Below are 13,266 nucleotides of genomic sequence, written 5' to 3' on the forward strand. Positions count from 1 at the left end.
CGGGCACGATAGGCAAGCCGGGCAAGGGCGGTCAAGCGTTGTCGCAGCAAGGCTGGACGGCTGCGGAGAGGATGCCGTCGGGTTGCTACACTACGGGGTCTCACGGGCGCGCGCGTGCGCGCCCCGGGTTTCCTTTCCGAACGAGCCGCACGATGACCGAACTTCCCTCCGTCGACGACGTTACCCGCGCCAGCCAGGCGTTGGGCCTGGGCGCCACCGCTGCCGAGCTGCACGGCGCGCTGTGCGGCTGGCTGGCTGCCGGCGGTGCCCCCGGCAACGACTGGCCGGCGCGCGTGCTGGCCGACGACAACCTGCCGCCGGTGGCTGCCGACAGCGTGCTGGGGCAGCTGCTGCAGGCCACCATCAAGCAGCTGGAAGACCGCGACTTCGCCTTCGAGCTGCTGCTGACCGACGGCGACGATGTATCCGCGCAGGCCGATGCCATGTTCAGCTGGACCCGTTCCTTCCTGGGCGGCTTCGGCCTGGGCAGCGGCGGCCGCCGCCCGACCCTGTCCGAAGAGGGCGAGGAAGCGCTGACCGACATGGCCAGCCTGGCGCGTGCCTCCAGCGAGGATTTCGAGGCCGGTGGCGATGACGACGACGAAGCCCTGTCGGAGATCGAGGAATTCATCCGCGTGGCGGTGCTCCTGCTGCACGGCGACGTGGTGCTGGCCTCGCGCCATCGTCAGCGCCTGAACTGATGGACATCAAGCAGCGCACCGGCATTGCCGCCGGCGAGTACAAGCGTCGCCGCCGCCAGCTGATGGACATGGCCGGCGAGGACGCGATCCTGGTGCTGCCGGCCGCGGCCGAGAAGGTGCGCAGCCTCGATACCCATTATCCGTTCCGGCAGGATTCGGATTTCCAGTACCTGAGCGGCTTCCCGGAGCCGGAAGCAGTGCTGGTACTGATCCCGGGCCGACGCCACGGCGAGGCCATCCTGTTCTGCCGCGAGCGCGATGCCGAACGCGAAGCCTGGGACGGCAGCCGCGCCGGCCAGGAAGGCGCGGTGGCGCAGTACGGCATGGACGACGCCTACCCGATCGATGATCTGGACGACATCCTGCCGGGCCTGCTGGAAGGCCGTTCGCGCGTCTACTACCACTTCGGCCGGGATGCCGACTTCGACCTGAAGCTGATCGGCTGGGTCAACCGCGTGCGTTCGCAGGTGCGCCACGGTGCGCAGCCGCCGCACGAGTTCCTCGAACTGGGCCACCTGCTGCACGAGCAGCGCCTGTTCAAGTCCGGTGCCGAAGTGGCGTTGATGCACCACGCCGCGCAGATCAGCGTGCGTGCGCATCTGGCCGCGATGAGGGCCGCCAGGGCCGGCATCCACGAGTACGAACTGCAGGCGGAGCTGGAACGCGTGTTCCGCGCCAACGACGCCGTGCCGGCCTATTGCAGCATCGTCGGCGCCGGCCGCAACGGCTGCATCCTGCATTACCGCGACAACAACGCGCGTTCGCGCGACGGCGAGCTGGTGCTGATCGACGCCGGTGCCGAGTACCGTGGCTACGCCAGTGACATCACCCGCACGTTCCCGGTGAATGGCCGCTTCAGCGCTGAGCAGCGTGCACTGCACGACCTGGTCGGCGATGCGCAGGCCGCTGCGTTGGCCCAGGCCAGGCCGGGCGTGCCGTACGAAGCCGGTCACCTCGCCGCAGTGCAGACCCTGACCGAGGGCCTGCTGCGGCTGGGCCTGCTGAAGGGTACGCTGGAAAAGAACCTGGCCGAAGGCCTGTACCAGCGCTTCTACCGGCACAAGACCGGGCACTGGATCGGCATGGACGTGCACGACGTGGGCGACTACCGTCTGGCGGGTGACTCGCGTCTGCTGGAGCCGGGCATGGCGTTCACCATCGAGCCCGGGTTGTACATCGGCGTGGATGACACGACGGTGGAACCGCGCTGGCGCGGTATCGGCATCCGTACCGAGGATGACGTGCTGATCACCGACGATGGCCATCGCGTGCTGACCGAAGGCCTGGCGCGCAGCGCCGACGAGATTGAAGCGGTGATGGCGGGGTAAGTGGTGTTCTGCAGGGCTTGCAGCCCTGCACCTGCTGCAATCAACGGCAACTGCCAATGCCAGAGCGGCATTCCGTGGGATGGCGGGGCGGTGTAGCTGGCCAGGACACGCCGTAAACCCATCCATGGGGGCTCGATGGCGCCATCCATGGCGCCAACGGTCCTGCCCACCCACACCGCCCCACCCCCGACAGATTCCTGTGGCTGTTGGTGGGTGCCGATCGTTGGTCGGCACATCTGTCAGATATCGAATGAATCATCCACGCATGGCGTGGATCTACGGACAATTGCGGCTGTTGGTAGGTGTCGACCTTGGTCGACACAGAGCGAGCGCAGCGAGCGACCCGCTTTTGCTTTTCTTTTTCTTTTCCGTGGTTGGACGCGCGCAGGAAACTGTCAAAGGCCGGGCGGGGTGGGTTTGCAGGACCGTTGGCGCCATGGATGGCGCCATCGAGCCCCCATGGATGGGTTTACGGCGTGTCCTGCAAACCCACCCCGCCCGGCAAAGCGCGGCTTTTGCTCCAAGCGACCAACCACGAGGGGCTCAGCCGTTCGCCGCCGCAAACGCCGGCCGCGTCAGGTTGTCCGCCTCGCCATCAGTGCACAGCACTTCGTCTTCAATGCGGATGCCACCATACGGACGGAAGAAATCCACGCGCTCCCAGTTGATCGCATCACCATGGCCGGCGTCCTTCACTTCGTTCAACAGCATGTCGATGAAGTACAGGCCTGGCTCGATGGTCACCACCATGCCCGGTTCCAGCACGCGGGTCAGGCGCAGGTAGGGATGGCCGGCCGGGCGCTCGATGCGGCCACCTTCGTCGCTGGCGGCGAAGCCGGCCACGTCGTGCACCTGCAGGCCGATCAGGTGGCCGATGCCGTGCGGGAAGAATGCGGCGCTGACGCCGGTCTCCAGCGCGGTCTGTGGCGACACCTTGATCACGCCGAAGTCCTTCAGCACGCCCATCAGCGAAAGATGTGCGTCCACGTGCAGCTGCTTGTAGTCGAAGCCCGGGCGCACCGCTGCGCACATCTGCTGCTGGGCGGCGTCGACGGCCGCAATCATCGCGGCGAATTCGTCGTGGCCCTGCGCGGCGTAGGTGCGGGTGATGTCGCTGGCATAGCCGTGCGCACTGGCGCCGGCGTCGATCAGGAAGCTGCGCAGCGGCTGCGGTGCCTTGCGGCCCAGCTCGGTGTAATGCAGCACGGCGGCGTGTTCGTTCAGTGCGACGATGTTGCCGTACGGCAGCTCGTTGGCATCCTGGCCCACCGCCTGGCAGTACGCCATGTGGATGCTGAACTCGTCGGCGCCATTGCGGAAGGCCGCCTCGGCGGCGCGGTGGCCGCGCACGCCCAGCACCTGCGCCTGGCGCATCAGTGCGATTTCATACGGTGTCTTGCTGCCGCGGTGCCATTCCAGGTAGTTCACCACCGGCGCTGGATTGTTCGGCACGTAGTTGCCCAGTGCGCTCTGCGGCTCGCCCAGGATCGCGCAGCGCGACGGGTCGGCCGGCAGCAGGGCCAGCGCCTCTTCGGGCTTGCGGATGATGTGGATGTCGAAGTGCTCCACCCACCAGCCGCTGGGGGCGTCCGGCACCACGTGCCAGTAGTCGAAGGGCTGGTGGAAGATCACCGCCGGGCGCTTGCCCGGGGTGAACACGATCCAGCTGTTGGGCACGCGGGTCAGCGGCAGCCAGGCCTTGAACTGCGGGTTGACCGCATACGGGTAGTCGCGGTCGTCGAACACCTGGTAGTGCAGGGTGCCGCTGGGCACCACCAGATGGTCGAAGCCGCCGCGGGCCAGCGCCTGTTCGGCGCGTCGGCACAGCACGGCCAGGTGGTCGGAATACAGGGCGCCGGGGTCTTGCTGGATCATTGCGGTGGCTCGACACGGAAAACGGCCCTAGATTCTGCCGCATACCGCGAAAAACCGCTGTGCCGGAACCGGCACTCAGGCCGTCGAAACCGGTCCCTCGTCGCTGTCCTCGCCCACCCACTGCCGCAGCAGCTGCCGATGTTCGCGCGACAGGGTCAGGAAGCGGAAGCCGGTCCAGCTCTGCCCGGGAACGTGTGCGGGCTCGCTCCACAGCAGATGCACGCCTACGTCGATGGCCTGCTGGCGGCCATCACCCAATGGCAAGGGAAAGCGCAGCTGGTACAGCGCATCCTCGCGCAGCGGCATGCTGGCCAGCATCAGCATGCCAGTTTCGGAGACATTGCCGAGGCGCCCGACCACGCACTCGCGCATCTGGTCGGTAACCGGCACCAGGTCCGAGACCTGGCGGCGCGGCGCGCGGCGGGTGTCCTGCGGCGGTACGGCTTTCATGCGGGGGTCTCCTGTGCGCGAGCCGTGGCCAGTGCGCGCAGCGCACCGAGGCTGGCTTCCCAGGCACGGTCGACCAGCCGGCCCTTGTCTTCGGTGACCAGCTGCGCGCGCCCGGCACTGATCTGCCGTGCCAGCGCATCCAGGTCGGTATCGGTGATCTTCTGCCCGCGCGCATTGACGAACAACGCGTGGCCGGTCAGCAGGCTGTACCAGGACAGGCGCTGGCGGCGCATCGTGCCATCGCCCATGTCGATGTCGAACCAACTGCCGAACGGCAGGCTGGACAGCTGTTGGTAGGCCGCTTCTTCGGCGCTGCTGCGCGGCGTGGCAGGTGCGGCGCCACCGTTCGTGCCGGCGTGCTCGCCCAGGCGCGCACGTGCCTTGAGGCGTGCGCTGAGCTCGGTACGCGAGGTGCTTTCATCCTCGCCGCCGGGCGTGGCCAGCCTGCGCGCGACAGCGGCGGCTTCCTCGGCGTGGTAGCCGACCTGCAGCAATGCGGCCTCCACGTCCGCTGCCAGTGCGGTATCGGTGCCGCCGGGGGCGTCGATGGCCTGCGCGGTGATGGCAGCGATGCGCTCGGTCTGTTGCAGGCGCTCCTGCCATTGCGGTGAATCGTCGCCATGGCGCAGGCGGGTGAGGGTCAGTGCATCGGCCCAGGCCTGGCGCAGCAAGGTCTGCACGAAACGCGGTGGCGACCGGGTGTCGCAGCACTGGTCGATCTGTGCGGTGGCCTGGCGACGGGCCAGTTCCAATCGTTCCTTGCCGCGCGCGGCTTCCACATGGCGGCGCTCGGCCAGTTCGGCACGATGGGCCGCCGCGCGCTGGTGCTGCTGCACGTCTTCACTGGCGGCGGCAAAGACTTCCGGCGCACGCGCATCCTGCCCCAGCAGGCCCTGCACGCTCTGCGCCATGCGCTGCAGCAGCTGCGGGTCGACATCCTCATCGCCCAGCCAGTTGGCGCCGACTTCGGCGATCTGATTGAGCAGCTCACGCGCGGGGTGTTCGTCGCGCACGAAGAAGCCCGGATCGGCCATGGCGGCGCGTGCCAGGGGTACCTGCAGGCGGGCCAGCAGCGCGGCCGGCACTGGATCGGGACGCTGCTGCTGTTGCACCTGCTGCATCAGCATGCGCAGCAGGTCAAGGTTGTCCCGGTCGTGACTGCCCAGCTGGGCCTGCGCACCATGCTCGCTGCGCAGCTGCGCGACCACGGCAGCCTGCAGGTCGGCCACACCGGTTGCCGCACTGGACTGGGCCTGCAGGCGCGCGAGTACCGCGTCGACTGCCGCGCTGGGCACCGCGCCGCTGTCCGCCGGGGCAGGGCTGCCGTGCCGTGCCTGCTGCAGCAGCTCATGCAGTGCACTGCCGGTGGAGGTGGTCACGCCCGGCGTGGCGGGGCCGGCTGCGCCGCCCTCGTGGAAGGCGTCCTGTACCAGGCTGGACCAGGAACCGGCCGGTGCCGAACCGTTCCAGCCGGTCAGGGGGGCTGAGGTGCGCTTGGCCGGCTGCGTGGTGCGGCCGCCCCCCACCGACTGGGTGATGATCCGCCGCGTGCTCGACGAGCGTGCCAGGTAGGGGGTGTAGACCAGCCCCGGCAGTACACCGGACTGGGCCAGCAGAGCATTGGCACGGTCAAGGATATCGCCCAGCCGTTCCAGCACCTGCCGTTCGAAACTGCGATACAGCGCCAGCTGTACCTCGACGCTCAGCGCGTCCTGTTCGGCAATCCGGCGCACCATCGCGCACAGTGCCTGCGGCGCCAGTGGCAGGGTGTCGGCCTCGAAGGCCGGCGCCGCCGCCAGCACGCCCAGGCGTTGGCCCAGCAGGTTCAGTGTGTTGGTTGAACGCAGGGTTTCGCGCCGCACCATCTCGGTCAGCAGCAGGTCGCGATCCACTTCGTGCTCATCAACCAGCGACAGCCCGAGCATGCCTGGCAGCGCTGGCGGCCCAGCACTGGTACTGACACCGCTGACCGGTTCGCGCAACCGCGCGAGGGCGTCGGCCACGGCATCGAGCATGCGATCGGCGAAATGGCCGGCGAAGGCGTGCAGCTGTCCACGCTGGGCCATCAGCTCGGCCTGCTGCTGCGGATTGCGTGCGCGGTCGGCGTCGTGCAGCAGGGTCTGCTCCAGCGCCTCGACGGTCAGGATCAGGGGCGCCGCCAGCGTCTGCCGGCACAGGCCGATCAGCGCGCCCAGCAGCTCACGTACCCGCGGTGGCAGATCGCTGGCGGCCAGGCGGTTCTTGTCGGCAGGAGTGATGGAAAAGACAGCTGACATCGGCAGGCGGTACCCGGATTCCCGCGGATCGATCTGGTGAATCTACCGTGTCGGCCGATGTCGGCGCTACTTTAGGCTGAACGTGAATCGCATCCGCCGGGCCTGGCCCGACCGATGAACGGTAGTGCCGGCCGCTGGCCGGCAGATATGTCTTCACCGGATTGCCGGCCAGCGGCCGGAACGATCCTTTGCCAGGCGAGGATCAATCTTCCAGGAACAGGCTCACCACATCGTTGGTGAAGCGGCGGCCCAGCTCGGTCGGCTGCACATGGCCATCGGTCACGTCCAGCCAGCCGCGCTGCACGGCCTCGGCCAGGGGAGCGTCCAGCACGCTGCGCGGCAGCCCCGTGCGCGACTCGAAATCGCGCAGGCCGAAACCTTCGTGCAGGCGCAGCAGGTTGAGCATGTATTCGAACGGCAGGCGCTCCGGCGCGATCACATCGTCGCCGCCGAACGAGGCGGGCGCGCCGGCGCTGTCCAGGTAGGCCTGCGGGTGCTTCAGCTTCCAACGCCGCAGCACATGCTCCTCGGCGCCGGAACTGATCTTGCCGTGCGCGCCGGCACCGATGCCCAGGTAGTCGCCGAAGCGCCAGTAGTTCAGATTGTGCGCGCTCTGCCGGCCGGGGCGCGCATAGGCGCTGACCTCGTACTGGCCGAAACCGGCCTGTGCCAGCAATGCCTGGCAGTGTTCCTGCATGCCCCAGGCGTTGTCTTCATCTGGAATGCCCTGCGGCGGCCGCGCGAAGAACACCGTATTCGGTTCCAAGGTCAGCTGGTAGTGGGAGATGTGTGCCGGCTGCAGCGCGAACGCGCGTTCCAGGTCGGCCTCGGCACCGGCCAGGGTCTGTTCCGGCAGCGCGTACATCAGGTCGATGTTGAAGTTGTCGTAGCCCGCGTCCTGCGCCATCTTCACCGCGCGCTCGGCTTCGCCACTGTCGTGGATGCGGCCCAGGCGCTTGAGCATGGCGTCGTCGAAGCTCTGGATGCCGAAGCTGAGGCGGTTCACGCCGGCCGCGCGATAGCGGTCGAAGCGGCCATGTTCGGCGGTGCCCGGGTTGGTTTCCAGGGTGATTTCGGCATTGGGCGCGAAACGCAGGCGTGCGCTGGCCTGTTGCAGGAAGCGGTCGATCGCCTCCGGCGGGAACAGGCTGGGCGTGCCGCCACCGAAGAACACGCTGTGCACCACCCGGCCCCAGACCAGCGGCAGGTCCTGGTCGAGGTCGCGCAGCAGCGCATCGATATAAGCGTCGAACGGCAGCTCGCCCTTGGCCTGGTGCGAATTGAAATCGCAGTACGGGCATTTGCGCACGCACCACGGCAGGTGCACGTACAACGACAGCGGTGGCGGCACCAGCCGCGGCGGGTTGTCGTGGTCGGCGGAGCAGGCTTCGCCGGGCAGGTGGTTGCAGTGGTCGTGGGCGTGCGGCATGGGCTTCTTCGGTAGTGCCGGCCGCTGGCCGGCTTCCCTGGGTCGATCGGGTAGCGTCAGTACAGCGTCGCCAGCTGCTGCTTGAGCTGCTGCAGGGCAATGGCGCGGTGGCTGATGGCGTTCTTCAGCGCCGGCTCCATTTCCGCGGCGGTCAGGCCGTGGGTGGTGTCCAGGAATACCGGGTTGTAGCCGAAACCATTGGTGCCGCGCAGTTCGCGGATGATCTGGCCTTCCCAGCGGCCTTCGCAGATCAACGGCTGCGGGTCGGTGGCGTGGCGCAGCAGCACGATCACCGCATAGAAGCGGGCGCTGCGCTGGCCATCGGGAATGTCGGCCATCGCGTCCAGCAGCTTGGCATTGTTGGCCGCAGCATTGGTCGGGTGGCCGGCATAGCGTGCGCTGTACAGGCCCGGCGCACCGCCGAGGGCATCGACGATCAGGCCCGAATCATCGGCCAGCGCCGGCAGGCCGGTCGCTTCGCAGGCCGCGCGTGCCTTCAGCAGCGCGTTCTCGACGAAGGTCAGGCCGGTCTCTTCCACATCGCCCAGCCCCAGTTCGGCGGCCGAGGTGATCTGCAGCGGCAGATCGGCAAGGATCTCCTGCATCTCCACCAGCTTGCCGGCGTTGTGGCTGGCCAGTACCAGTTTCTTCATTGACGGGGCTCCAGCAGGTCCCAGGTGTTGCCATACAGATCGCGGAACACCGCAACCGTTGCATAGGGTTCTTCGCGCGGCGCTTCCAGGAACTCGACGCCGGCGGCGACCATCGCCGCGTGGTCGCGGCGGAAGTCGTCGGTGTTGAGGAAGAAGCCGACGCGGCCGCCGGTCTGGTTGCCGATGCGGCTGCGCTGTTCCTCGTCGCTGGCGCGGGCCAGCAGCAGGGCGGCGGCGCTGCCGTCGGTCGGGCCGACCACCACCCAGCGCTTGTGGCCCTGGTCGATGTCCTCCAACAGTGCGAAGCCGAGCTTGCCGGTGTACCAGGCAATGGCTTCGTCATAGTCGGCCACCACCAGGGTGGTCAGGGCGATGCGGCGGTTCATGCCGACAGCGCCGCCTGCTGAGCGGCCAGCAGTTCGCCCACGCCCTTTTCGGCCAGGCCCAGCAGCGCATCCAGTTCATCGCGACGGAAGGCGTGGCCTTCGGCGGTGCCCTGCAGCTCGATGAAGCCGCCACCGTCGTTCATCACCACGTTCATGTCGGTGTCGCAGTCGCTGTCTTCGGCGTAGTCCAGGTCCAGCACCGGGGTGCCGCGGTACACGCCTACCGATACGGCGGCCACTGCGCCCAGGATCGGGTTGCGCTTGATGTCGCCACGCTTCATCAGCACGTTCACCGCATCGACCAGCGCCACGTACGCGCCGGTGATGGCGGCGGTGCGGGTGCCACCGTCGGCCTGCAGCACGTCGCAGTCGAGGGTGATGGTGCGCTCGCCCAGCGCGTTGCGATCCACGCAGGCGCGCAGGCTGCGGCCGATCAGGCGCTGGATCTCCAGGGTGCGGCCACCCTGCTTGCCACGGGCCGCTTCACGGTCGCTGCGGGTGTGGGTGGCGCGCGGCAGCATGCCGTATTCGGCGGTGACCCAGCCTTCGCCCTTGCCGCGCAGGAAGCCCGGCACGCGGTTCTCGACGCTGGCGGTGCACAGCACACGGGTTTCACCGAAGCACACCAGCACCGAACCTTCGGCGTGGCGGGTGAAGCCGCGTTGGATGACGACCGGGCGGAGCTGGTCGGGCTGGCGGCCGCTGGGGCGGGAATCGGACATGGTGCGGGTTCCGTAATGGCAAGGGAGTACGCCGCCACGCCCGCGGCCTTCACGGGGCGGGCAAGGGGGCTCTGGTGAGGGCGCTAGGGTACCATTCCCCCTTTGCACGCACCGGACACAATCCATGATTCGAAGCATGACCGCCTATGCCGGCGGCGAGCGGGTCACCCCGTGGGGCACGCTGGGCTGCGAGCTGCGCTCGGTCAACCACCGCTTCCTGGAGGTCGGCACCCGCCTGCCCGAGGAGCTGCGGGCGCTGGAACCGCAGCTGCGCGAGCGCATCGCCGCGCGCCTGAGCCGTGGCAAGCTGGATCTGGTGATGCGCCTGCGCGCGCCGGAAGCGGCGGCCAACCTGCAGGTGGACGAGGCCCTGCTGGGCCAGCTGGGCCGCCTGGCGCACCGCCTGACCTCCGATTTCCCCAACCTGCAGGTCAGCTTCACCGACCTGCTGCAGCTGCCGGGCGTGACCCGTGGCGAGGCCACCGACGCCGCCGCCCTGCAGGTCGAGGCGCTGGCGCTGCTGGACCAGGTGCTGGATGGCTTCGTCGAGGCCCGTGAGCGCGAAGGCGGCAAGTTGGCTGCGGCCATCAGCGAGCGTGTGGACGGCATCGAACGCATCGCCACCGAAGTCCGCACGCTGATTCCGGCCATTCGCGACGGCCAGCGCGCCAAGCTGGCCGCACGCCTGGCCGACCTGCCGCACCCGGTCGACCCCGGCCGCGCCGAGCAGGAACTGGTCCTGTGGCTGCAGAAGCTGGACGTGGATGAAGAGCTGGACCGCCTCGGCAGCCACATCGTCGAGATCCGCCGCGTGCTCAAGCAGCGCGAGCCGGTCGGTCGCCGCCTGGACTTCCTGCTGCAGGAGTTCAACCGCGAAGCCAATACGCTGGGCTCGAAGTCGGTGGACAGCCGTACGTCCAATGCCGCGGTGGAGCTGAAGGTGCTGATCGACCAGATCCGCGAACAGGTTCAGAACATCGAGTGATGTTCTGCGCAATTGCCTGGGAGGATCACAGTCCTTCCAGGTAGTCCCCGGCTATCGCGACGCAGTGGTCGAAGTCTGGCGTGTAGTCCAGCGTGTCGATGGCCTTGAACGCAATCTTCAATGTCGGATGGGGATTGCGGATCTGATCAAGAAACGTTGATCGATGGCGGACCAGTGCGTCTGCGGCGGCCGCCAGCGCGTCCGGCTCGCGTTCGATGACCAGCGCAAGATCGAACAGGTCTCGGGCCGTTGTTCGATGCCCCCGATGGAACATTTTCTTGGCGATGATTTCCGCCGACGTTTCCACCCGTATGCGCCGGCCATCGATCGTCCATTCCTCCCAGGCATCATCGAGAAGATTGGGGGCCGCGACGAAATCCACCTCGCCTTCCTCGAACTGCAGCTTTACCCAGGCGCTGGGATCTTCGCTGTAGTCGCCGGTAAGGCTCGCGGCCATATCGCTCAAGCGGGGAGTAACGAACCCCAGGTACTGGGGGTTCGGCACGAAGATGTCGATGTCCTTGCTGAGCCGGTGCCGATGTCGAAACATCAGCACCGTTCCGCCGCCCAAGGTCCAGAACGGATCGGTGATGCCGCCGTGGCGCTGGATCTCCCCGATGAGGACAAGCGCCCGAGGCAGCAGCGCCTGCCAGGCGCCGGCCGGCAATTCGCGGTTCACATCCACAGGTCCTTGCGGTGAGCAGAAAGTGTGTTGGCCATCTTCGCCACGTTGCGCCAGATACGCCGTGGTGGCATCTGCGCGCCGATTGCAGCTTCCTCGACCGCCATCACCATCATGGCGGGAGGGGCTTCATCCAGCAGGTGCGCCATCTGCGCCGCGTAGGTGGCAGGAACTTCCCCGCTGACCAGTACGCGGGCCAGCTCGCTCGCAGTCAATTCGCTTGCGTAGCTCACGTTCGCGGTTCGCGCGGCCATTTTCAGGCCTTGCTTGCGCAGCCGGTTTTCGGTGGTGGGTGCCGGAACATCCAGACCGAGCACGGCCATCAGCTGTCCCACGCGATTGACGCCCAGATCACTAAGGGTGCCCCCTTCCAGGCCGACCACGGTCTGCCGGGAAAGGCCGCTGAGATGAGCCAGTTGGCCTTGCGACAGGCCAAGCTGCTCACGGCGGGTACGAACCGCCTTGCCGATGTCGATCAGGTTCATGGCTTTAGTGTCCAATATTTTGGACATGATTCAAGTGCCCGGAAGTGGCACGTTGGCAAACCTTCACGTCTCAAACCACGCTGACGCTCGGCGCTCCTTCGCTCAAACGCCCGACCACGGCTGCCTGGCCGAACCCCGCGTCGTGGAAGCAGGCCAGCACCGCATCCGCCGCTTCCGGGGCGCACGACACCAGCAGTCCGCCGCTGGTCTGCGGGTCGGTCAGCAGCGGCTGCCAGTGTGCCGGCAACCCATCGGCGAAGCGCACCTCGGTGCCATAGGAGGCCCAGTTGCGGTTGGAGGCGCCGGTCACGCAGCCACGCTGCAGCAGCTCCAGCGCCTGCGGCAGCAGCGGCACCTGTGCACTGTCCACCTCGGCAGCGACACCACTGGCGCGGCACACTTCCAGCAGGTGGCCGAGCAGGCCGAAGCCGGTGACGTCGGTCATGGCATGCACGCCGTCCAGCGCAGCCAGCGGCACGCCCACGGTGTTCAGGCGGGTGGTCGACGCGATCATCTGCTGGTAGCCGTCGGCGTCCAGCACTTCCTTCTTCAGTGCTGACGAATACACGCCCACGCCCAACGGCTTGCCCAGCACCAGCACGTCGCCGGCGCGGGCATCGGCATTGCGCTTGAGTCGCTGCGGGTCGAGCACGCCGATCGCGGCCAGGCCGTAGATGGGTTCCACCGAATCGATGCTGTGGCCACCAGCGACCACGATGCCAGCATCGGCGCAGGCGCGTTCGCCACCCTGCAGGATGCCGCGGATCGTGTCCTGCGGCAGCGTGTTGATCGGCATGCCGACGATTGCCAGTGCGAACAGCGGGCGCGCGCCCATCGCATACAGGTCCGACAGCGCGTTGGTGGCCGCGATGCGGCCGAAGTCGAACGGGTCGTCGACGATCGGCATGAAGAAGTCGGTGGTGGCGACGATCGCCTGCCGGTCATCGAGGCGGTACACCGCAGCGTCGTCACTGGTCTCGCGCCCGACGAGAAGCTCAGCCGGAGCGGGAAGCGCTGGAACGCCACGCAGCAGTTCGCTCAGCACGCCCGGCGCGATCTTGCAGCCGCAGCCGCCGCCATGCGCGAGAGAGGTCAGTCGTTGCGGGGCATCGGCCGTTGAGGGGGCGGGGGACTGCGCGTGCGTGGCCATGCCGACATCTCCTGCGGGAACGCGAATGGCGGAAGGCAGCAGGAGTCGAACCTACCAGGGAACGATCGACGCCCCCTACTGGGTTTGAAGCCCAGCCGCATGCCCGGATGCGCATGCCTTCCGAAAGTACGGCGGTACCGGTGG

Annotated in this window: 13 protein-coding genes and 1 tRNA gene; 3 read left to right on the forward strand and 11 right to left on the reverse strand. The window is 67.8% G+C overall.

Features of this window, described 5'->3' with window-relative positions; translation table 11 throughout:
- Positions 1-152 precede the first annotated feature (152 nt).
- Entirely contained in the window at positions 153-701 is a 549-nt protein-coding gene (locus tag AC5P9L_RS08260; protein WP_005410897.1) for a YecA/YgfB family protein, read from the forward strand.
- A gap of 5 nt (positions 702-706) precedes the next feature.
- Entirely contained in the window at positions 707-2,029 is a 1,323-nt protein-coding gene (locus AC5P9L_RS08265; RefSeq protein WP_086016280.1) for an aminopeptidase P N-terminal domain-containing protein, read from the forward strand.
- Positions 2,030-2,572: 543 nt separating this feature from the next.
- On the opposite strand, the gene pepQ is transcribed toward AC5P9L_RS08265, so the two are convergent.
- From pepQ to rph, 7 genes are all read right to left on the reverse strand, one after another.
- A complete protein-coding gene (pepQ, locus tag AC5P9L_RS08270) occupies positions 2,573-3,904 on the reverse strand; it encodes a Xaa-Pro dipeptidase (RefSeq protein WP_012481166.1) in 1,332 nt (443 codons plus the stop codon).
- Positions 3,905-3,979: 75 nt separating this feature from the next.
- Positions 3,980-4,354 carry a PilZ domain-containing protein gene (locus AC5P9L_RS08275; RefSeq protein ID WP_005410894.1) on the reverse strand — a complete coding sequence of 125 codons (375 nt, stop codon included), beginning with the start codon at positions 4,352-4,354 and terminating at the stop codon, positions 3,980-3,982.
- Positions 4,351-6,630: a DUF1631 family protein gene (locus AC5P9L_RS08280; RefSeq protein WP_227415632.1), complete on the reverse strand. Its 2,280-nt coding sequence runs from the start codon at positions 6,628-6,630 to the stop codon at positions 4,351-4,353. Before AC5P9L_RS08280 ends, AC5P9L_RS08275 begins: the two co-directional genes overlap by 4 nt.
- Positions 6,631-6,832: 202 nt before the next feature.
- The gene (gene hemW / locus AC5P9L_RS08285; RefSeq protein ID WP_227415633.1) at positions 6,833-8,059 is read right to left on the reverse strand and encodes a radical SAM family heme chaperone HemW; all 1,227 of its coding nucleotides are present in this window, start codon (positions 8,057-8,059) and stop codon (positions 6,833-6,835) included.
- A 56-nt stretch (positions 8,060-8,115) separates the two neighbouring features.
- A complete protein-coding gene (gene rdgB / locus AC5P9L_RS08290; protein ID WP_005410891.1) occupies positions 8,116-8,712 on the reverse strand; it encodes an RdgB/HAM1 family non-canonical purine NTP pyrophosphatase in 597 nt (198 codons plus the stop codon).
- Positions 8,709-9,098, reverse strand: coding sequence for a VOC family protein (locus tag AC5P9L_RS08295; protein ID WP_005414366.1), 390 nt, complete (start codon positions 9,096-9,098; stop codon positions 8,709-8,711). The genes rdgB and AC5P9L_RS08295 overlap by 4 nt, the downstream gene beginning before the upstream one ends.
- Positions 9,095-9,820: a ribonuclease PH gene (rph, locus tag AC5P9L_RS08300; RefSeq protein WP_005410889.1), complete on the reverse strand. Its 726-nt coding sequence runs from the start codon at positions 9,818-9,820 to the stop codon at positions 9,095-9,097. Before rph ends, AC5P9L_RS08295 begins: the two co-directional genes overlap by 4 nt.
- A gap of 124 nt (positions 9,821-9,944) precedes the next feature.
- On the opposite strand from rph, the gene AC5P9L_RS08305 reads away from it, so the two are divergent.
- Positions 9,945-10,805: a YicC/YloC family endoribonuclease gene (locus tag AC5P9L_RS08305; protein WP_005410888.1), complete on the forward strand. Its 861-nt coding sequence runs from the start codon at positions 9,945-9,947 to the stop codon at positions 10,803-10,805.
- Positions 10,806-10,830: 25 nt separating this feature from the next.
- Here AC5P9L_RS08305 and AC5P9L_RS08310 read toward each other — a convergent pair whose 3' ends face one another.
- The 4 genes from AC5P9L_RS08310 to AC5P9L_RS08325 all read right to left on the reverse strand — a co-directional run bounded on the left by AC5P9L_RS08310 (position 10,831) and on the right by AC5P9L_RS08325 (position 13,244).
- Positions 10,831-11,484 carry a nucleotidyl transferase AbiEii/AbiGii toxin family protein gene (locus AC5P9L_RS08310; protein ID WP_227415634.1) on the reverse strand — a complete coding sequence of 218 codons (654 nt, stop codon included), beginning with the start codon at positions 11,482-11,484 and terminating at the stop codon, positions 10,831-10,833.
- On the reverse strand, positions 11,481-11,972 hold the full coding sequence (locus AC5P9L_RS08315; RefSeq protein WP_227415635.1) for a helix-turn-helix domain-containing protein: 492 nt from the start codon (positions 11,970-11,972) through the stop codon (positions 11,481-11,483). The genes AC5P9L_RS08310 and AC5P9L_RS08315 overlap by 4 nt, the downstream gene beginning before the upstream one ends.
- Before the next feature lie 70 nt (positions 11,973-12,042).
- A complete protein-coding gene (selD, locus tag AC5P9L_RS08320; protein ID WP_227415636.1) occupies positions 12,043-13,122 on the reverse strand; it encodes a selenide, water dikinase SelD in 1,080 nt (359 codons plus the stop codon).
- A gap of 26 nt (positions 13,123-13,148) precedes the next feature.
- Positions 13,149-13,244, reverse strand: a tRNA-Sec gene (locus AC5P9L_RS08325).
- Between the last annotated feature and the right edge of the window lie 22 nt (positions 13,245-13,266).

The organism is Stenotrophomonas sp. YJH_SMC_64 (assembly GCF_059371375.1).